Raw genomic sequence first — 21176 nt, forward strand, 5'->3', positions numbered from 1 at the left:
GTTATTTAATGTTGTATGAGTTTAATAAATCTTTGTATTCATCGCTGCTTCTACGGCGTACCGATTCGTTTTTAACGATGTTTTGCAGCTCTAAAATTCCGTCTAAAATTTGTTCCGGACGCGGTGGGCAACCAGGTACGTACACATCAACAGGAATTACTTTATCGATACCCTGCAAAACCGAATACGTATCAAAAACACCACCTGTACTTGCGCAAGCACCAACGGCAATCACCCATTTAGGTTCTGCCATTTGTTCGTACACTTGTCGTAAAATAGGCGCCATTTTTTTAGCGATGGTTCCCATTACCAAAAGCATATCGGCTTGGCGAGGAGAGAAACTCATACGTTCTGATCCAAATCGGCCAATATCGTAAGTAGCAGCCATAGTAGCCATGTATTCAATACCGCAACATGAGGTTGCAAAAGGCAGTGGCCACATAGAATTGGCACGCGCTAAACCTACCACTTCACTTAATTTTGTTGCAAAAAAACCTTCGCCAGCGAAACCATCGGGCGGAGCAACTTGTTTTATGTTTGATGGATTACTCATAATTTTTACTGCATTTATTCAAACTCTAATCCTTTTTTCTTAAACTCATATAATAAGCCTACAATTAATAGGAACATAAAAATGCCCATTTTATATAAGCCTTCCCAGCCTAATTCCATGAAATTTACGGCCCAAGGATACATGAAAATAACCTCTACATCGAACAAAACAAAGAGAATGGCCACCAAAAAGTAGCGCACATTGAAAGGAACGCGGGCATTACCGAACGATTCGATACCACATTCGAAGTTTACGTCTTTATTTTTCGATGCTTTTTTAGGACCTAAAAAACCTGAAATTATAATGGTAACAAAAACAAAACCCGCTGCCAGCCCAAGCTGCATAAGGATTGGGATTAAATCTAATTGATTTGATTGCATGTTGTTTGGTGCATTAAATTTTCAAACTTCAAATATAATTTTTTCATAGCGTATAAAAAACCAATTGTTTTGCTTTGTGTAGCATTTTAACGGTTTTGTAGTAATTTATAATGATTTTAAATAATCTGTTTGTATAAAAAAACACCTGCAAAAAGCAGGTGTTTTAATTTTGGAAGTAAATATATGTTGTACTAACGTATATTATAAAACAACAACGTCAGTTGCGATTTTTCCTTTTTTTCCGTCAGATTCAACGTAGTTCACTACATCTCCATCTTTTAATTCTCTTGATTTAAGTCCAGAGATGTGAACGAAAATGTCTTGACCTGTTGTTTCGTCTGTAATAAATCCAAATCCTTTTGATTCATTGAAGAACTTTACTGTACCTGTTCTCATTTGTAATAATAAAAAATAAATTAATAATGGTCAAAGATAAACTTTTTATTCTGTTTTCAAAGTTTTTAAGAAGTATTTTTAATCAAAAAATAAAAATTTTAAAGGAATGGTAATTTAAGCCTTTTGTAATTTGAAATTGCTTATAAGTGTTTAAAAAAGTTGGTAGAAATTGTTTTGCTCAGCAAAGTCGAGTTGTTACTTAATAAAAATCGATTAAAAAGTAAAAAAAAAGGCAGTTTAAAAACTCAAACAAATCTTCTTTAATTGGTATGTAAACACAAATATTTTTTACTTTTGGCATAGCGCATTATTATATGATTTTTTTATTGTATAAAGCAAACAGCAAAAGTTAAAATTCCCCGCTGCCGCACGAATCCCCGCTGCCGCACGAATCCCTTCGTGTGGCTTTTTCTTTTAACAAAGTTTTCTAAAATTACAATTTTATTTATCTTTATAAAAAACATAAAGATGAGCAGAAATTACAAGTTCCACAATCCTGAAGGATTATATTTCATAAGTTTTGCAGTTGTAGGCTGGCTGGATGTATTTATCCGAAATGAATACAAAGAAATTTTTCTGGAAAGTGTAAGATCCTGCCAAAAAAATAAAGGTTTGGAAATTCATGCATAGTGTATTATGTCCAGTCATGTGCATTTAGTTTTCAGAAGTATAAACGGGCAAAAACCTGAACTTTTGATTGGTGATTTAAAGAGATTTACAAGCCGGGTAATTGTATTAGCCATCAAAGAAAATCCTAAAGAAAGCAGAAGAGAATTTCTATTGGATTTTTTTCTTAAAGAAGGTTTACAAAGTTCAAATGTGAAACAATATCAATTCTGGAGACATGATAACAAACCTATTGAACTTTGGAGTGACCATATGATCAATCAAAAGATCAATTATGTTCATCAAAACCCTGTAGAAGCAGGTCTTGTTTTTCGTGCACAAGACTACCCATACAGTAGTGCGGTAGATTATTCTGATGAAAAAGGTCTGCTTGATGATATTGCTGTTTTCAGAATGTTTGGTTTTTAAAGAATGACCACACGAAAGGATTCGTGCGGCAGCGGGGGAAGAGTAGAGCATTAACATCTTTTCATGAAGGTTTTGGTCATGGGATACCTTTTTCAAGAGGAATTACGGGACGAGTTAATCAATATAATGCTATAAAATATGAAAATATGATTAGAAGAGTGATGGGGATAAAAACAATGCGAAATGGACAAAATCCAATTCATGGAGGAGGAGAAATTGTTCCTATTTCTACGACTTTACCAACTTATAGATAAAATTTATGAAGATAGCTGCTTATTTTTTTTTATTTTTCATTTCTGTAAATTGTTTTTCTCAAAATAATGAGAATTATTTTAAACTTAAAATTGAAAAAGTAGAACAAGATTATAGAAAAATTTTAAACAATAGAAAATATATAATTTACTCAACACCTTATAAAATGCATTTATTGTTTTTAAAGGACGGAAGTTTTTATAACTTTATTTTTAAAAGTGAATATGAAGAGGATTTTGTTCTTGATGACTTTGTAGTTAATAAAAGTGATGATATTATTCAAAATCTGTTTAATAGTTCAAATTATGAAAAAGGAGTTATTGATTTTAATTCTCATTTTTATATTAAAAATCCGATTATAACTAGTATAGGTTTATCAACATATTTTTCACTGAATGATGGTTATCAAAGTCGCTATTGTGAGTATTTCTTAACTATTGCAGTTAAACCTGTACCTATGAATTTAGAAATATATCAATATTTGAGTTTATTAATATTAAATAAAATCAATTAGTAAGATATATGATAATGTAGCCAGTCGGGGATTCGTGCGGCAGCGGGGAATTTGTTGAAGAGAAGTTCAATAAAGATTATGGAGCTTTAGTTGATTTTAAATAATATTTTAATGAATATATTTGATTACATTTTTTATAGGGTTTATAGAGTTTATCTTAAAAAGGATGATCCAGCACGATTTAATAGTACATTGTATATTTCTTTAATATATTTATTTATCTTGTTTCCATTATTTAGTTTCTTATTGGAACTATTAAGAGGTGATAATAAATGGGTTACTAAATCTATGTATATTATATACTGTATTTTAATATTGTTTTATAATGTTACTAGATATAGTAAAAATTATATAAAAACTATTAATACAAATTATAAGGTAAATAGTGTTCCAAATTGGTTGTTTTTTGTTATATTACCAATTACAATGGTACTAGGAATAGTATTGTATATTTGGATTAAAAAAAGTATAGTTGATGAATATCAACTTCAAGGTTATATATATAATAATTGGTTAAACTGGTAGTGTATCAAATGTGTTGATGAAAGTTGAAACCCGATGGCGCGGATTTGCAATCCGTGCCTATAAAAAGCAACAGCCTCTTTACACACGTATTGAGGCTGTTTTGTTATAAAACCCAGCAGGTGTGGGTTACGACAACAAATTTAAGTTCAACGATTTCGGAGGAGAAAGCGGGCAGAGCTTTGGACGAACGAACCGCGCAAAGCGCTGAATTAGACGACGCCACACAAATGTATTATTACGGCGCACGTTATTATGACCCAAGAATTAGTATATTTGTAAGTGTAGATCCGCTAGCGGAACATCCAAAACAAATTGGATCATCACCTTATATTTATGTTGCTAATAATCCTATCAATCTAATAGATCCTACGGGAATGATCTGGGAAAGACCAGAAGATAAAAAGCGTCTAGAAAGCGATATTAAAAGTAAGATTAAAAGTCATGAGGGAGAAATTGCTAATCTTACTGAATCCTTAACTAATGAAACAAAAGAAAAGAGAATTAATTCGATAAATAATAAGATTAAAGACTATGAAGAAAGGATAGGTTTGTTAAATCAATCTTTACATGATATTGAAATGTTAGATCAGGATTCTAGAAGTTATTTTCTTGAAGATTTGCCTGAAAGTGAAACCAATTCATTTGTTCATGGAGTTGGAGATAAAATCTATATCCAAGGAACTAATACTGGAGAACATTTACATGAAATTAGACATGTTGGTCAATTTTTACAGAAAGGAAGAAACCTTAAATTTGTTGTTAAAAACGGTTATAATAGATTAACAAATGCAGGGAAAGATTTGGAGCAAATTTCTGACAATGAGGTTGAAGCTTATAAAATTCAGGCTGCATATAGTGGTAATGGTAGCGTAGGTATGCAAGGTGTAAACTTTATAAAAGATATTGATGCTTCAAAGATTAATAGGAATAAACGTTTTTCGAACGGAAGTCCTATGTATCCTCTTATTGAAAGATTTTTAAAACTTAGATTCAACTAATAAATGCAACCGCATAAAAAAAACAGGGGGAACATTTTAGCCCCGCGGGGCTAAAATGTTCCCCCTGTTGGCGAAAAAACACCTTACTTTGTGGTTCCGGCACTACAAAATAAAGATGGGACATTTAACGCTTGAACAAAGATACAAAATTGAAACTTACCACAGCTTAGGTAAACGAATTATTGAAATTGCCGACTATATCGGGAGAGACAAATCGGTTGTTTCTAGAGAAATCAAGAGAAATTCTGATGGCAGAAACGGAATTTATAAAGCCAGTTTAGCACATCGAAAAGCCCAAAAAAGGCATCAAATCAAGCCTAAAAAACTTACATTCACTCCAGAGGTTATAAGCAATGTAAAACAGTATTTAGAGCAAGATTTCAGTCCGGAGCAAATGGTAGGAAGAGCCGTTTTAGAAGGAAAAAAAATGGTTTCTCACGAACGTATTTATCAGTATATCTGGAAAGATAAGCGAGCCGGTGGCAACCTATACAAACATTTGAGAACCAAAGGTAAAAAATACCGCAAAAGAGCTAGTTCAAAAGACAATAGAGGATTGATAGCCAATAGGGTAGATATCAGCAAACGACCGCAAATTGTGGAGAAAAAAGAACGATTTGGAGATCTAGAAATAGATTTAGTTATTGGTAAAGATCATAAAGGTGCACTATTAACTATTAACGACCGTGCCACAGGATTACTTTTTATGGGAAAAATTGACAGCAAAGAAGCAAAAGCCGTAGAAACCAAAACAATAGAACTTTTAAAAGACTGGAAACCTTTATTATACACCATTACATCAGACAATGGAAAGGAATTTGCCAACCACGAGCAACTCTCAGAAAAGCTCGCTATTGATTACTTTTTTGCAAAGCCATATCATAGTTGGGAAAGAGGTGCTAATGAAAATTTAAATGGTTTAGTAAGACAATATTTTCCCAAAAGTTCTAACTTTGAATCGATAACCCAAGATCAAATTAATAGAGTTATTAATATTTTAAACAACAGACCACGAAAAAGATTTGGTTTCAAAACGCCTAACGAAGTTTTTGCTCTAAAAATGAACGAAAATAGACGAGTTGCATTTAAAACTTGAATCCACGAAAGAAAAGAAATGATGAAGAGTAATTTTATAGTTTTAATTTTTTTAGTATTTTATAATTCATTTGCTCAAGAAGTATATGAAAGTGATTTATATGAATTTCAAATAAAAGGAGATACTTTTGAATTGCATAATCGATATGATATAGAAGAAGAACTCTATGAAAGAAGAAAATCATTTTGTCCATTAATAGCAAAAGGATATATTAAAAAGGAAGATAAATTTTATTATAGCCTCAGGTCTATTCATTCATCCGAAGAATTTAAATCAAAGATAGTAAAATCTGAATATCGGAAGGAATTAGAAGACTCTTTATCCATCACTATTAAAATTTTAAACGTTAATAAGTTAGATATTAATAATTTTATTTTTAGTAGTATTTATAATGTACAGATTCAAGAAGATAATGATGATTGTAAATTAGTATTTAAGGCTCCAAAGTTGTGGACACACAAAATATCTTTATTGGCCTATCCTAAAAATGAGAATTTGTTATTAACTGACGATGTGATAAGCATATCTTTTAGCAATCAATTAGTTATTGATTTTTTTCGATACGATTTGTCATCATTAAAACATTATTATAATGATTTTTATTTTGAAATAGAGAACTTTAATCCATGTAATTTATATTTAAAATATTTTGATGGAGATTTTGTGAAAATAAAAAATAATAAACTGTATTGGAAAGATATGGTTTTTTTGAAAAAATAATACTTCACCACGCTGGCGCGGGCATCTTGCCCGTGCAATAAGCAATAAAACCCCGATGGCGCGGATTTGTAATCCGTGCCTATAAAAACCAACAGCCTCTTTACAAACGTATGGAGGCTGTATTATTATAAAACACATTACTTTTGTTGTATGTTTAATAGTTTCGACTTTTCAAAGGACACAGTAAGTAAGTGTGTTTTATAGTGGTAAAGTACACCAAAGTAACTTTTACAAACAACACGAACAGTAAATTATTTATAAAACTAAAGCAAACCGTACAACACCTATATACTATAAATGTGGGTGTTTGTGCAGGTTACTGAGTTTATCGAAGTATAATTATATAATAACAGTTGTTTAAATTTGGTTGTATGGTGTTTTAAAAACGTACAATTAATTTAAAAGTTGTTTTGGTGTAGTTGTAATATTAAAACATAAAAAAACGGTTGTACGTAAAAATACAACCGTTATTAATTAAATGTTTGTTACTACACAGCGTAGTCAAGGTCTTCACCAGTAAAAAATTCGTCTTCGTTATCGTCAATAACAACATTTTTGCACCCGATCGCGCGGATTTGTAATCCGTGCCTATAAAAACCAACAGCCTCTTTACACACGTATTGAGGCTGTTTTATTATAAAACATTGTACTGTTGTTGTATGTTTAATAGTTTGTGGTAAAAAGCAAAACCCCGATCGCGCGGATTTGCAATCCGTGCCTTTAAATCACAACAGCCTCTTTACACACGTATTGAGGCTGTTTTATAATAAAACACTTTACTGCTGTTTGTTTTAAACGAAAAAGACACGCCTAAAAAAGCGTGTCTTTCAGCATTAAAGAGGTGGTATATACAGCACAAAAATAAAACCAACCCGATGGCGCGGATTTGCAATCCGTGCTTTTAAAAACACAACAGCCTCTTTACCCACGTATTGAGGCTGTTTTACTAAAAAAAACTTACTGTTGTTTGTTTTAAACGAAAAAAGACACGCCTAAAAAAGCGTGTCTTTCAGCATTAAAGAGGTGGTATATACAGCACAAAAATAAAACCAACTAAAAAGCTGTTACCTCTATTTTTTGTTGAGAGGTAGCCCAACCACCTGCTTTAATCATCAACTTAAAAACTAAAATTATGAACAGAAGGTCCTAAAAAAATGGTGTGTGTTATACAATAAACAAGCCGGCTATCGTGTCTGCATCCGATCCGCTTAATACCTCATCATAGGCTGCGGAGCCAGCTGCTGCACCAAATGCATTGGCGGTGTTAAAACCTGCTTGGGTAATGTTTTCTTCGCCAGCATAAACAGCATTGGTTGCGGCCGGCATATTGCCGCCATTGTCTAATTCAATCCAGCCTTTGTTGTTGCGCATTCGGCGTACTTGCGAGGCATGGCGTGCTTCAACCGAGTGTATTTGTAAAGCAGCTTGCAGTATTTGTTTGTTGCCCATCACATTTCCTGCCTGGCCTTTATAAGCACGTACTCCGGTGTCTTCAAATGCTTGTGCCAAAATTAGAAACTGGTTATAGTCTGTGAAAGGGTTAAAATTGCCACCTGCTGTAAAATCAAAAGTGGGTTTTGCTACCGGAGTTTCGCCCAATGACGTTAATGCTGCTTTTAGAAAAGCTACATGTGCTGTTTCGTGTTTTGCAATTTGCATAAAAACAGTTCGGTCTGCTGATGGTATCAAACCGCCGGCATCTAACCCCATGCGGTAATATTCATCTTCTAAATATTCTAAGGTGAGTGCCAATTGCAAAGCATCGGTCAACACACCTGCTGCAAAAGCATTTGGAGCAGTTGTGGCATTGTTTTTTGTTTGTGCAGTTGTTGTGAATAAACTACCCAAACCCAACGGCAGTGCCGCTATTGCCGCTTTAGTTCCTATGTCGGTCATGCCGGTGAGGGCATCTAACCTTGAAGCTTGTTTCGTGTAGAATTGATCATCTGAAAGCTTGTTTAATATCTTTAGTAAATTCATAATACGTTATCTTTAAATTATTGAATTCCTTGCTCTTTCCATGTGAAAGACGTTTTAATGAAACCTGCTGCGGTTGGTACAATTTCGCTGGGTTCTTTTGCAAGATCCAATCCGTTTGCGTCGATAACATCATCCCCTGAAAAAGCACTAGACCCTGGGTTAATTAAATCTCTAATGGCTGCAGCGTGGCGGGCTTCCACCGAAACAATTTTTCCGGCAATTACCAAATAATCTGCATTTGATATATATTTTCCAGCACCATTATATGCAGCCACTCCTGTATCTTCTAAGGCTTTTGCAGTGGCTAAAACCGAATTTCTATCGTTGAAATTCACATTTGGATAGTGAAATTCTAGCATAGGCAACACATTTGTGGTGGCACCACTAATTGCAGCTTTAAAAAAATCTCTGTGGATTACTTCATGGTGATACAAATCGGTAAATAGTTCTTTTTCTTTGCTTGATATTCCTGCATAAAAATTATTTACCACTTTGGTGTAAAAATCAGCTTCCAGCTGTTCCAAGGCATACGCATAATTCAATATCCCCACATCGCCCTTACCTAAATCGAAAACCATATTGGTGTCCATAATAGGTTCATCTTCGCAGCCCACCAAGGTAAGTCCTGCCAACGCAAGTGTTACGCCGCTAAGCTTTAGAAAATCTCTTCTGCCGGTATCCAACGTGGTTTGTGCGTTCGATACACTAATAATTTCTTTTTTCATACAATTATATTTAAGGCATTAAAACAGTATCAATTACATGAATCACACCGTTTGATTGGTTAACATCGGCAATGGTCACTTTTGCGTTGTTTCCTTTCACATCGGTTACATATAAATCTTTTCCTTTAGTCCAAAAAGTCAGTGGTGTGCCGACAACAGTAGCCATAGTTGCTTTTCCGTTACCTGCTTTCACAGCATCCCAAACTTGTTTTGCACTGTAATTTCCTGCCAGCACATGATAAGTCAGCACTTTTGTAAGCATGGGTTTGTTTTCTGGTTTTAAAAGCTCTTCCACGGTGCCTTTTGGCAATTTAGAGAATGCTTTGTCGGTTGGTGCAAATACGGTAAAAGGACCATCACCTTGTAAAGTTTCCACCAAGCCTGCAGCTTTTACAGCAGCCACCAATGTTTTGTGGTCTTTTGAATTTACGGCATTTTCAATGATGTTTTTGGATGGATACATAGGTGCACCGCCCACCATTACCGTTTGTTCTTTCATCGTTTGGGCAGAAGCTGTTCCGCTAAAAGCACATGTTAAAGCTGCTAAAACAAATGCTGAGATTGTTGATTGAATTTTCATTTCTATTTTTTTTTAAGATTAGTAATTTGTTTATATGTTCATTTACGACGGAATTTTTTATTTGGATTTCAGTTGGATGTTTTTTTTTGATTTTTTTTAAGATAGATGCTGCTTTTCTTAAAAAACTCCCAATTTGGTTGATGTTGCGAGGGGTTCAAAATGCAAACTGATCGAGTTCATACAAAAGCGTTTGCCGGTTGGCGGTGGGCCATCATCAAAAATATGTCCTAAATGCGATCCGCATCTTCCGCAAAGTACCTCGGTGCGTATCATTTGGTGCGATTCATCTTTTTTATACACCACACTTTTTTTGCGCAAAGGCTCATAAAACGACGGCCACCCGCAAGTTGATGCAAATTTGGCAGTAGATAAAAACAAACCGTTTCCGCAAACCGCACAGTAATAAGTGCCCTTTGCATTGTGTTTGTAATAAGCACCTGTAAAAGCACGTTCGGTGGCAGCTTCGCGGGCAACTTGATACAATTCTTTGGAAAGGATTTTTTTCCAAACGGCATTTGATACTTTTAAAGTAGTTGTATCTGTTCGGGAGTAATAAGGGTTTTTTATTTGAAAGGAATTTGATTGCGAAAAAGCAACGTGCATATTGCAAACCAATAATAAATACACCATTATTTGATAGATTGATTTCATAATTGGTAATTTTTTGTCGATGAATAGATTGATTTTCTTACTGTTTTATAATATGTACGAGATAATTTTTAATTCAGATGTGGTAGTAGCATAAAAATGTGTACTTTTGAAATAAAATAAGAAAGCTATTAAAACTATTTATTCAGAAGAAGATCTCGTTGTTTTATTAAAACAGAAAAGCGAAGCTGCATTTAACCATCTATACAGCCACTATTGTGGTGCTTTGTATGGGGTGGTGTTGCGCATTGTATCGTCTAAAGAATATACCGAAGAAGTTATTCAAGATGTTTTTGTGAAAATATGGAATGGCATTGGGCAATATGATGAATCCAAAGGGCGACTCTACACCTGGATGATTAATATTGCGCGAAATACAGCAATCGATTACTTAAAATCTAAATCATTTCAAAATCAATTAAAAAACCAATCGGTAACAGATGTCGTATATGCTTTAAAGGAAGATACCATAAACACCGCAGATTTTATTGGTTTTGCAAAGGTATTGGATCAATTAGATGCAGATAAAAAAGAACTCATTATATTGGCTTATTATCAAGGTTATACACAAGTGGAAATTTCCGAGAAATTAAGCATACCTTTGGGAACTGTAAAAACAAAAATGCGAAGCACCTTATTAAAATTAAAAGAGTTACTTAAAGAATATCAATAAATTGAACACAAAAGAATACATATCGTCTGGAATAATAGAATCGTATATTCTTGGTATTGCTACCGAGGACGAAGCTGCTATTTTAGAATGTGTGATGAAGAATAATGCAGAGGTTAAAGCCGCTTATTTGGAAGCGCAGAAAACCTTGGAAGATTTCGCAACTGTGCAAGCAATTACACCACCAGAAGACTTAAAAGGAAAAATATGGAGTAAAATACAGCAACAGGCGAACACCCCAACAACCGAACCAGAAGGAAATGTTGCACCCCCAAAACCTATTACAAAAGAGCGCATTCTTGTTAAAGAAAGCAACAGCAGTTGGAAAAATTGGGCAGTTGCAGCATCGGTTCTTTTTTTGATAAGTATTGCTGGAAATGTTTTTTGGTGGGAACATAAAAAGCAACAGCAAAACCAAATAAAGGGACTTACGACGCAATTAGCCGAACAAAATAATGCATTGCAACAAGTGCAAAAAAGGTGGGAAGTGGTGACAAACCCCAATATACAAACCATTACTCTGAATGGCGTAGAACAGCATCCCGATGCAAAAGCCTTGGTGTTTTGGGACAAAGAAACCAAGAATGTGTATCTACATGCAGTAAATTTACCCGAACCTCCAGAAGGTATGCAATACCAATTATGGGCAATTCACAATGGCACACCAATCAGTGCGGGTATGTATCATCCATCGGAAGACACCCAAGTGGTACTTTCAACAATTGGTGCGGCTCAGAACTTTGCCATTACTTTGGAAAAAGCGGGCGGAGTAGCAGCGCCTACTTTGCAAAATATGTATGTAATTGGAGCGGTTTAAAACCAAAAGTTTACGCATCTTTCTCTAACAACTGCTCTTTTATTTGCTTTAGATGATGCAAAGGATGGTAACTCATTAAATAGAACATTTCTCGTATAGTAAGGCGTCCCACCAAAGGATGAGGTAGGGTCAAAGTGTCTAATTCAGCGTCAGAAAAGGAAAGTAATAGTTCTTGAATATTTTTCACGTTTTTTAAAACAGCAGCCATCAACTCTTTTTTTGTCTCAAAAAACACATAATCATCGGGTATAAATTGTTCGGGTGCTTTACGGCTACTGCTTAAATAGTGCTTAAAAACCGTTTGTTCATCCCAAATAGCTCTGTTGATTGGGCCAAATTTATCCAAAATAAAATCTTTCCTGATAAGTACGGTAGAAAAGGGTTGTATGGTAAGTAATAAATGCTGTAGCTGTTGTCCCGCAGACCATTTGCCTTCGCTGTGATAATTAAATTCTTGTTCGGTTAATAAATCAATAGCATTTAAAACCATTTCGTGATTGGTTACAAATGTTCGTATTAATTTTTGTTTTTCCATAATTATTGCTTGTTTCAAATAATTTTTGCTATTCATTAAAACAGCCAATTAACAGCTATCAAAAATCAGACAATTATTTTCATTTCAAGTAGAAATTCCATTAAAAACACCTGTTTTTTTGCTAATTGCATCATTTTCAATCATAATATCGACAGATCGAAATCGCAAATGCCGCTTGCAAAACATATTTATAGTATCAATTTTCCACATTTTGTATATGGAAACAGTATTTATAATGATTTTGTTTGATAAATACCCTATTATAAAAACTAATCTTCAAAATAAGGAATCTTTTAAACAATATTTTATAGCTTTGAGTTTTAATGAACCTTTGCAAGTTAATTTCTGTATAAAATGAACGATATTTCTTAATAAATCATTTGTTTTTACTGAAAAAAGCTTTGTAAATAGATAAAAATCAATATAAAAAAATTAATGGAGCGCATCATTTATTGGATTAACGATATAGTTTGGAGTAACGTTTTAATAGCCTTGTGTCTTTTCACGGGATTGTTTTTCAGTATAAAATTACGGTTTCCCCAAATACGTTTACTGCGCGAAATGGTTAGATTGTTGTTTGTAAAAGAAAAGTCTTCAGAAGGAATTTCGTCTTTTCAAGCATTTACATTGGCTATTTCGGGTCGAATAGGCACCGGAAACATTGCTGGTGTGGCAACTGCAATTGCAATGGGAGGTCCGGGAGCCATTTTTTGGATGTGGACTATTGCCTTTTTAGGCAGTTCATCGGCAATTATCGAAGCAACACTTTCACAAACCTACAAGGAAGTCAGCAAAGGTGAATTTCGTGGCGGACCGGCCTATTATATTTTAAAAGGTTTAAAAAATAAATATTTGGCAGTGTTGTTTGCAATTGCAACAGTTGTGAGTTGTGGTTTTTTGTTGCCAAGCGTTCAAAGTAATAGCATTGCTCTTGCGGTTGAAAAAGCATTTGGCGTAAATACCATAGTAACTGCTGCGGTGGTTTGCGTATTGTTGGCTTTAATTATTATCGGCGGAGTGAAACGAATAAGCAAAGTGGCAGAAATTATAGTGCCTTTCATGGCGGTTTCTTACATCGTTATGGCGTTGGTCATTATTTCCTTAAATATTTCCGAAGTGCCTGCAATGTTTGCATTGATTTTTAAATCGGCTTTTGGTGTCGATGCCACATTTGGCGGAATGGTTGGTGCTGCAATAAGTTGGGGCGTTCAGCGAGGAATATACAGCAATGAAGCTGGTCAGGGAACTGCTCCGCATGCCGCAGCTGCTGCCGAAGTTTCACATCCGTACAAACAAGGATTGGTACAAGGGTTTTCGGTGTATGTTGATACGCTTTTTGTGTGCACAGCCACTGCTTTAATGATTCTTTTTACCAACCAATACAATGTGTTGAACGATGCATCGGGGTTTGTAGTGGAAAATATTCCGGGTATAGAACCGGGCGCGGCTTTTACTCAAAATGCCATCAGCACACATTTTCCGGTAATAGGAAACGAATTTGTGGCCATAGCCTTAATGTTTTTCGCTTTTACAACCATAATGGCGTATTATTACATCGCCGAATCGAACATTGATTTTCTTTTCAATGGAAAAAAACTAAAAGCCGGAATATGGTTTTTAAGAGGATTAATTCTAGTTTCTACCTATTTAGGTTGTGTGAAATCTGCAAAATTGGCTTGGACATTGGGCGATATAGGGGTAGGGCTTATGGCGTGGATCAATTTAATAGCTATTTTATTACTGCACAAAAAAGCAATGAAGGTAGCCAATGATTATGAATCGCAAAGAAAGCACAACAAAGAGCCTGAGTTTCATGCCGAAACAGCTGGGATTGACAATGCCGATTTTTGGAAACCTGAACAATAAATGGTTGTTTTTTTTTTAAATAGTGCTCTAACGGTTTAAAATGAAATATTTTCTTAGAAGTTTTACAGATTCAATGACAAAATAACTTGTTTCAAGATTTAGTTAACAGGAAAATCGGGTCTTCTCATCTTATATTGAGTGCCAGATAATGATTCCATAAATGCAACTAATGCTTTCTTTTCTTCTTTTGTTAATTTAAGTGGCTTTAGTAAAGGGTCAGTATATGGGTGCAAAGGGTCTTGTTCTTTTTGCTCCGGCGTAGGACTATTCATTTGCATACCACTATTGTAGATGTTTACAATACCTTCTAAATTATCAAAAAGACCATTGTGCATCCAAGGACGGGTTAGAAGTAAATCTCTTAAACTAGGTGTTTTAAATTTACCTACATCATCGGGTAGCTCTGTTATATTATATCTGCCTAAATCTTGATATTCTCTTTTATAGTAAGTTAATCCAATATTGTGAAATGATTCATCGGTAAGGTGTTTTCCTGAATGGCAATTCATACATCGTGCTTTTGTTCTAAAAAGGTGCATGCCATAAATTTCCTGGTCGGTTAAAGCATTATAATCCCCATCGATAAATTTATCAAATCTGCTGGGTTGGCTTTTTATTGATTTTTGAAATGCAGCTAAAGCTTTTGCTAGATGATTAAAAGTTATTTTATCTGTTCCATAAGCATTTTTTACCAGTGTTCTGTAGCCTTGTAATTTAGATAATTTGGAAACGATACTATCTGCATTTGCAGCCATTTCGTTGTGGGCACTAATAGGCCCTGTTACTTGTTGCTCTAAAGTTTTGGCACGACCATCCCAAAAAAAAGAGTTTCTGTCTGCAATGTTAAACAGGGTCATGGTATTGCGAGCACCCTGTAAATGATCATGACCTAAAGCAACACGTCGGCGATCTGTCCAGCCCAATTCGGGGTCATGACAAGTACTGCATGATATTTGGTTCGATTTTGATAACTTCGGATCAAAAAAGAGCATTTTTCCCAAAATTACATCTGGTAAATCTTGTGTTTTAAAATAATTAGAATCTCTTTTAATGCTTTCAAATTCGTTCCATATAACTCCTTTATCAATAGTGGGAGTGGGCCAATTTTTTATGGGTTGTTTATACAAGGGGATGATGGAATCATAAATATCATTGCTAGCAGCGTATTTGTGAGCAAGTGGTCCAAAATTAAAGAAAAGCAGGGAAACAATTATCGCTGCCGGTAATAAATTATTTTTCATTTTAAAAAGAGATTCCTAAACTTAAAGTTAATTGTACATTATTTGTTTCATTAGTAAACCGATAATAATCAAATGCGAATATACTATAAATTGATTGGGTAAACGCTAGTTTTTTGTCGTATCTAACAGCAACTTCTAGTGCCGTATAATTTGTTTTTTTTATATTAAGATCATGAATCAACCATTCATTAATGCCTTTGATTTGCGATACAGCCAAATTATTTCTGGTATATTGTAATTGACGTTGGTAAATGTTTGCGTTCACATTTATACTGTTTTTACTGTTTAATTGTTGTAAGTAAAACAGTTTTGTTCCAATAAAACTGTATTTGAAATTTTGATAAGATGAATTGCTTTGTGTACTTTCTTCCGTAGAAACTACTGTATAAAAAGGTTGAGCAAAAAAATTAGAAGTGGTCTGTTTAAATTGTATAATAAAATTGAAATTAAACTCATCACTCTTTAAATAATAATTTTTATTTTCTAACAGTTTTGATAGAACATCGGTGTTAGTTGTATATAAGATTTCTGTTCCAGTATTATTTATATTGTTATAGATTATTTTACCACCAATTGTAAATTTGTAATTTAATTTATAGAGTTTAGTAATACTTGCAAATTTTTTTTTAATTGCCAATCTATTAGTTTCATAAGTGTTGTTTCCACTTAATTCTATATTTTTTACTAAATTACCAAAAAAAGTACCAGCTGTTATTGAAAATAAATTGTTTGTTGACCCTAATGAAACAAGATATTTATGTGAAAAATCGGTATAAGACGCACTTTGTGATTTATTGCTAAAATAGAAATTATAGGTTCCTAAACCATTCATTTGATACAATGCATTTTGCCTTATTTCGCTAGAAAATTTTATAGCAGATGTTTGTATGTATCTGTTTAAACCCGCAGCTAAACCAATTTTATAACGATTATTCAAATTATAATTAGTACCAAACAATAAATGTAAATCAGATGTAGTGTTTTTTGGTCGGGGATCTTGGGTTTTATAATTTAAACTTGCCGTGTATGCCAATTGCAGACCATAAGTAAATGTATTAATATTTTTGGCAAAGCCACCTCTAAAATTATAAGTTTGCAAATTCATTTTTCCACCGATTGAATCAGCAATAACAAAGGGGTTTATTCGTTCAATATCAATATTGTTGTTCCATTGAATTTTTTCGGTTTGTGTATTTGTATAAGAAGCGTTGCCCCACAAAGTCAAATTTTTGGTAACTTTTTTATACGAATTAGTTTCAAAATTAAACTTCTTGTGTGATGCACCTTCTTGCAAAAGATATGATTCTTTGTTCGAAGTTTGATAATTTAAAGCGATATTCGAAAAAGAATAGCTACTATAGTCCGTCATATTTGCCGGATTATAGTAGTATTCTTTATTTAAAATTCTAAGTTGGTCATTTTGGTTATCTATGTGCTGGTATAATGTAAGTGAATCTTGTGCATTACCAACAAAACCCATACAAATGATCAAAATTAGAATCAGTTTGGAACAACTATTTTTCATAGATTAATGAACGATTCCGTTCTCAAAACTAGATGATGATGATTTTGTAAAATCAACATCAGAATTATTGGTGTCTTTGTATAATGGTTTACCGTTTTCCTTCGTACCGATTATTTTTCTTCGAACTGTTTTTCCAAAGCGTTCTGGGTCGCTATTAATTGTTCCGCATGCAGTATATCCACTATCAATTGAACTTGCCAATGGATTGTGTAACCATGTTGCCGGCACCGCGCAATTCACACCGTCAAGAATCCATTCGTTTGGTATTGTATAAACACTTTTCTGAGTGATGTTCCCCGCTTGGTTTGGATATTGGTAGTCATACTTGTGATTTGCTAACCAGCTTTCAACTGTTTCCCCTGCAGGAAAACGTGCAATGGCATAACTTTCTAATCCACGATTGTGTAAAAAGAACATGTTATAGTTCATAGTTGTATAAATAACAGTGGCATCTGGTACTGCCGGGTTATCAACTTGTCCCAATGCAGGGTTATCTAAATTTGGAAATTCATAATCGGCATTGCTTAAATCGAACGCAGGTATATTTGCTGTTTTATGATTAGTTGCCATATCTGCAATTACAACAAAATCGCCCGGTTGTACTTCTTTTCCTAAATTTGTAGGAATCATTAATACACCGCTTACTGCAAATGCTTGTTCACGAATTTCGGGAGATATATCGTATTTTAGTGAAGGGTTAAATTCTGATTTCATTATCAACAAACCGGCTGTGTTTAAAACCTTATCAGTATTGTTTGTTAGCTTAAAATATTTACCAGAGTTATAAGCTTTTCCCTCTAAGGTTTGTACACCTGTGAAAAAAACTTCCTCTATAATGAAATCTTCATTAAAAGCTTTAATACTTAGAGGTATGTTGATGTTTTGAGTGTCTGTTGTTAAATCAAAACTAATGGTTCCGGCTGTTTCCATTTCTTCACCACTTTTTAAAACAACTGTACCATTTGCAGTAGCTGTGTAAGATCCTTTTTTTAAATCCATTTCAAAAGGTGTACTGCTTACTTCTTTTGATATAATTTCACCTGAATTTGTTTCTTTAAAGGAAACCTGCATTGATTTAATTTCAGCAATGTTATCACCTGAAAAGGTCAATGTTAATTTACTTGGAGTTTGGACGATAGCATTACCACTGTCGTCACTGTTACAAGATACTGTAGTGATTGTTAGGCCAATTATGGCTAAAAACATTAATAAAAATCTAGTTTTCATAATATATATTAAAAATTAAACGTTAATTCCATTCCAAAATATGGTTCGTTCCATAAATTGCGTTCTATTGTGCGGTTGTTAAAAGTGTAAGGGGCATAATAACTAAAAAGCCTGTTCACAAATAAAGATGCATTTACATTGTCATAAATTCGCTTGGTTACTTTTAAATTGGCAACCATATCGAAGGTATATTCGGTAGCTAAATTATCAGTTGTGGTTACATTTCGAATTAACCACTGTTTGTAGGTGTCTGTTCTATCTGTTTCTTGAAATTCAAAAATATTTCCGTCTTTATCGTAGTACGCATAAGGTTCTGCCATCCGTTTGGTTCGCTCTTCGTTTAAAAACAATGTTCCTTGTAATGATACAGAAATATTCATATCTAAATCTTTTAAATAAGTATCAATAATACAATTGTAGCGTAACCCTGTGTTGATATACCCATAATCGTTTTTATAAATTCCAACATAAGGAAATGATATTCCACCAACAGATTGGTTAGGTTTTTCGTGCAAAGGAGTGGTGTTTTCATAAAGTGTCTTAAACCAAGCACCATTTAGGGTTATTCGTGTGTTTAGATTTTTAAAGCGCGGAGAACTATAACCAAATTCAATCCCTTTTTTTAAAGTTCTACTACCGTTTTGCTGCGTACTGTTTCCCAAAAATTCATATCGTTGTTCGTAAGGTAAATCGTTAATATTTGGTTTTTCGGTCATGTTTTCTAAATCTAAACCTGTAGCATCGTATCGGTTGTAATAATAGGTGGTGAATTGTACATCGTTGCGAAACCCTGATTTCATATCTTCATTAAAATAGGTGATAAAAAAGTTGTGCTTTTCGTACGAGAAATCAAGTCTAATTTCTTTTTTAACATTCTTTGCGGCGAGCAAATCATAGTTCGTAGGGTTGACAACGTAGGTCATGAAGTTAACATAGCGCAAATCAGGATTGTTATGATAAAAATTTAGCTGTTGAAAGTCTAAAAAGCGTAAGTTGGGGTAAAGCATCAGTAGCGTTGGTTGTTTGTACAACGAGCCATACCCTAAGGTAACATCGGTTTTTAAGTCTTTATTATTTATTTTTAATATGGGGGCATTCCATTGAAAATTTGCACGGGGTTCTATATAAGTTTTATCAGCTAACGCATATTGTTTTGGTAAGCCTATCATTTTTGAAACCCTTGCACCCACATAAAACAAAAATCCATGCGTATTAAAATCATATTGCACACGATCGCCAATAAAAAACGCTGCGTTTTGGTGAGCGGGTAGGTTATTATATCCTCTGGGGCGAGTGGTCATGCTTGGCGATGGCGGTTTTAAAATATCATATATTTGACCGCGTCCGTTGTTTTTACTGTATCGAAAGTCGATGCCCGATTCTAAATTGTGTGATAAATTACCCGTGAAAAATAATGCATCAGCAATTAATTTAAACGACATATCTATAGGTCTTCCTTCGGTTGTTAGATAGGAAATGTATCGGGTTTCAGGAAAATATCCATCGTTTACCCCTTGTTCGGTTGCTATTGAAACTACCCGTGGTCCCGAAAATTGTACTAATTTGGTTTGATTAAGGTCTTCCAACCCTTTTCTTATCGAAGTGTTTAATTGGAATCGGTTAAAGAACGCACCAGAAATTTTGTAATCAAAATTATTTACAACGCTTAAATATCGTTTTTTGTTTTGATAACGATCTATTAGAGCAAAGCCACTGTCGGGGTCAACAGTTTCATTGTCTAAACTTAAGTTATAATCTAAATTAGTTTGCCATTTTAATTGATTGTTCGCTAGCTTTAAATTAGCAGTTGAGCGGAGCGATCCCGAGATTCGTTGGTAGTTTTCGTGTTCATTTCTAGGATCGGCTTTTGCATCTAAATAATCTAAACTGGTATTAAGGCTCCAATTTTTTGCTATTTTAAAGCCTTTTGCTAAGTAGTATAATTTACTGAAACCATCAATTTTTAATCGACTTTGCCAAGCTGTTTCTCCAGTTTTTCTATTAATTAAAACCAATCCCGATGTTAAATCTCCATACGATGCGGTTGGTATGCCTCTGATAATTTCTACATTGTCAATGTCGTTGGTTGATATCGTGCGCATATCAATACCTGTATTATAGGTATTACGAGAAGAAGACGGCATTCCGGTGTTAATTGAATGACTTTCATTGGTGGATACTTGCATATCTGCATTAGTGTTCATTGGATTGCCATCCATCATAAATTGCACACCTAAAGAACTTGTATTGTATTGGTTGTTTCGGCTTCCAAATTCACGCAGCTTTATAACATTTGTACCTGTTAGGTTTGGGTCTTTTGCGTTTCCACCTGGTAGTAATTCTAATAAATCAGTAAAACTTGATGGTTGCAAATGAGCCATTGCTTGCCGATCTATTTTTGATGAGGTGGCTAAACCTTTACTTTCTTTTGCGGTGATAACAATTTCTTCTAATTGATTGCCGTCGTAACTAAGTTTTATAGATAATGCTGTATTTTTATTTATGCTGATTTGATCTTTGTATTTTTTATAATCAGGATGTGCAATTTCTATAATGTAGCTATTTTTTTCTAACTGGATAACTAATTTTCCATAGTTATTGCTACTAAAGTTAAATATTTTTTGTTTAGAATCTGTTAATTTGATTGCAGCATCGCTAACAGGTCTGTTTAAGCTGTCTGTTAACGATAATTGAACTGAATAACTTTGTGAAAAGCCAAAATTACTTACTAATAGTAAGCATAAAGTGATTAAAAATGAAAAAGTTTTTTGCATTAGTGGCAGTTGGCTTTAAAACGTTGCAAAATTATTTAACCAAATTTAAATTTCAAAGCTTATTTAGATTAAATTTTAATAATAATAGCTGCAATGTAATTTAAAGTAGTGGTATGTCA

At 33.9% G+C, this 21176-nt stretch carries 21 protein-coding genes; 9 read left to right on the top strand and 12 right to left on the bottom strand.

The window, feature by feature from the left end:
* Position 1 precedes the first annotated feature (1 nt).
* The 3 genes from MG290_RS12080 to MG290_RS12090 all read right to left on the bottom strand — a co-directional run bounded on the left by MG290_RS12080 (position 2) and on the right by MG290_RS12090 (position 1329).
* Positions 2-553: an NADH-quinone oxidoreductase subunit B gene (locus tag MG290_RS12080; protein ID WP_264561528.1), complete on the bottom strand. Its 552-nt coding sequence runs from the start codon at positions 551-553 to the stop codon at positions 2-4.
* 14 nt (positions 554-567) lie between these two features.
* A complete protein-coding gene (locus tag MG290_RS12085; protein ID WP_257500632.1) occupies positions 568-933 on the bottom strand; it encodes an NADH-quinone oxidoreductase subunit A in 366 nt (121 codons plus the stop codon).
* A gap of 201 nt (positions 934-1134) precedes the next feature.
* Positions 1135-1329, bottom strand: coding sequence for a cold-shock protein (locus MG290_RS12090; protein WP_091517786.1), 195 nt, complete (start codon positions 1327-1329; stop codon positions 1135-1137).
* A gap of 468 nt (positions 1330-1797) precedes the next feature.
* Here MG290_RS12090 and MG290_RS14815 point away from each other — a divergent pair, with 468 nt between their 5' ends.
* From MG290_RS14815 to MG290_RS12115, 6 genes are all read left to right on the top strand, one after another.
* Positions 1798-1959: a hypothetical protein gene (locus MG290_RS14815; RefSeq protein ID WP_319800343.1), complete on the top strand. Its 162-nt coding sequence runs from the start codon at positions 1798-1800 to the stop codon at positions 1957-1959.
* A 63-nt stretch (positions 1960-2022) separates the two neighbouring features.
* Complete coding sequence (locus tag MG290_RS14820; RefSeq protein WP_319800344.1) at positions 2023-2364, top strand: hypothetical protein; 342 nt, start codon at positions 2023-2025, stop codon at positions 2362-2364.
* 259 nt (positions 2365-2623) lie between these two features.
* Positions 2624-3130, top strand: coding sequence for a hypothetical protein (locus MG290_RS12100; protein ID WP_264561529.1), 507 nt, complete (start codon positions 2624-2626; stop codon positions 3128-3130).
* A 548-nt stretch (positions 3131-3678) separates the two neighbouring features.
* Complete coding sequence (locus MG290_RS12105) at positions 3679-4653, top strand: RHS repeat domain-containing protein (protein ID WP_264561530.1); 975 nt, start codon at positions 3679-3681, stop codon at positions 4651-4653.
* A 115-nt stretch (positions 4654-4768) separates the two neighbouring features.
* Positions 4769-5749 carry an IS30 family transposase gene (locus MG290_RS12110; RefSeq protein ID WP_264561096.1) on the top strand — a complete coding sequence of 327 codons (981 nt, stop codon included), beginning with the start codon at positions 4769-4771 and terminating at the stop codon, positions 5747-5749.
* A gap of 18 nt (positions 5750-5767) precedes the next feature.
* Positions 5768-6469 carry a hypothetical protein gene (locus MG290_RS12115; protein WP_264561531.1) on the top strand — a complete coding sequence of 234 codons (702 nt, stop codon included), beginning with the start codon at positions 5768-5770 and terminating at the stop codon, positions 6467-6469.
* Positions 6470-7633: 1164 nt separating this feature from the next.
* On the opposite strand, the gene MG290_RS12120 is transcribed toward MG290_RS12115, so the two are convergent.
* From MG290_RS12120 to msrB, 4 genes are all read right to left on the bottom strand, one after another.
* Entirely contained in the window at positions 7634-8449 is an 816-nt protein-coding gene (locus tag MG290_RS12120) for a ferritin-like domain-containing protein (protein WP_264561532.1), read from the bottom strand.
* Positions 8450-8466: 17 nt separating this feature from the next.
* On the bottom strand, positions 8467-9174 hold the full coding sequence (locus MG290_RS12125; protein WP_264561533.1) for a ferritin-like domain-containing protein: 708 nt from the start codon (positions 9172-9174) through the stop codon (positions 8467-8469).
* 10 nt (positions 9175-9184) lie between these two features.
* A complete protein-coding gene (locus MG290_RS12130; protein ID WP_264561534.1) occupies positions 9185-9754 on the bottom strand; it encodes a fasciclin domain-containing protein in 570 nt (189 codons plus the stop codon).
* A 117-nt stretch (positions 9755-9871) separates the two neighbouring features.
* Complete coding sequence (gene msrB / locus MG290_RS12135; protein WP_264563209.1) at positions 9872-10357, bottom strand: peptide-methionine (R)-S-oxide reductase MsrB; 486 nt, start codon at positions 10355-10357, stop codon at positions 9872-9874.
* 184 nt (positions 10358-10541) lie between these two features.
* Here msrB and MG290_RS12140 point away from each other — a divergent pair, with 184 nt between their 5' ends.
* Both MG290_RS12140 and MG290_RS12145 read left to right on the top strand, forming a co-directional pair.
* Positions 10542-11075 (top strand): RNA polymerase sigma factor, encoded by a 534-nt coding sequence (locus MG290_RS12140; protein WP_257500706.1) that lies wholly within the window; start codon positions 10542-10544, stop codon positions 11073-11075.
* 1 nt (position 11076) lies between these two features.
* Positions 11077-11889 (top strand): anti-sigma factor, encoded by an 813-nt coding sequence (locus MG290_RS12145; protein ID WP_264561535.1) that lies wholly within the window; start codon positions 11077-11079, stop codon positions 11887-11889.
* Positions 11890-11899: 10 nt separating this feature from the next.
* On the opposite strand, the gene MG290_RS12150 is transcribed toward MG290_RS12145, so the two are convergent.
* Positions 11900-12424 carry a DinB family protein gene (locus MG290_RS12150; protein ID WP_264561536.1) on the bottom strand — a complete coding sequence of 175 codons (525 nt, stop codon included), beginning with the start codon at positions 12422-12424 and terminating at the stop codon, positions 11900-11902.
* Positions 12425-12859: 435 nt separating this feature from the next.
* On the opposite strand from MG290_RS12150, the gene MG290_RS12155 reads away from it, so the two are divergent.
* Positions 12860-14290, top strand: coding sequence for an alanine/glycine:cation symporter family protein (locus tag MG290_RS12155; protein WP_264561537.1), 1431 nt, complete (start codon positions 12860-12862; stop codon positions 14288-14290).
* Positions 14291-14388: 98 nt separating this feature from the next.
* On the opposite strand, the gene MG290_RS12160 is transcribed toward MG290_RS12155, so the two are convergent.
* Genes MG290_RS12160 through MG290_RS12175 form a run of 4 tightly spaced genes read right to left on the bottom strand, consistent with a single transcriptional unit; the run spans position 14389 to position 21057 of the window.
* Entirely contained in the window at positions 14389-15531 is a 1143-nt protein-coding gene (locus tag MG290_RS12160) for a cytochrome-c peroxidase (protein WP_264561538.1), read from the bottom strand.
* A 1-nt stretch (position 15532) separates the two neighbouring features.
* The gene (locus tag MG290_RS12165; RefSeq protein ID WP_264561539.1) at positions 15533-17056 is read right to left on the bottom strand and encodes a DUF6850 family outer membrane beta-barrel protein; all 1524 of its coding nucleotides are present in this window, start codon (positions 17054-17056) and stop codon (positions 15533-15535) included.
* A gap of 3 nt (positions 17057-17059) precedes the next feature.
* Positions 17060-18283 carry a DUF4876 domain-containing protein gene (locus MG290_RS12170; RefSeq protein WP_264561540.1) on the bottom strand — a complete coding sequence of 408 codons (1224 nt, stop codon included), beginning with the start codon at positions 18281-18283 and terminating at the stop codon, positions 17060-17062.
* Between the two features lie 8 nt (positions 18284-18291).
* Positions 18292-21057 carry a TonB-dependent receptor plug domain-containing protein gene (locus tag MG290_RS12175; protein WP_264561541.1) on the bottom strand — a complete coding sequence of 922 codons (2766 nt, stop codon included), beginning with the start codon at positions 21055-21057 and terminating at the stop codon, positions 18292-18294.
* Between the last annotated feature and the right edge of the window lie 119 nt (positions 21058-21176).

Origin of the sequence: Flavobacterium sp. CBA20B-1, from assembly GCF_028473145.1 — a bacterium.
Taxonomy (GTDB): domain Bacteria; phylum Bacteroidota; class Bacteroidia; order Flavobacteriales; family Flavobacteriaceae; genus Flavobacterium.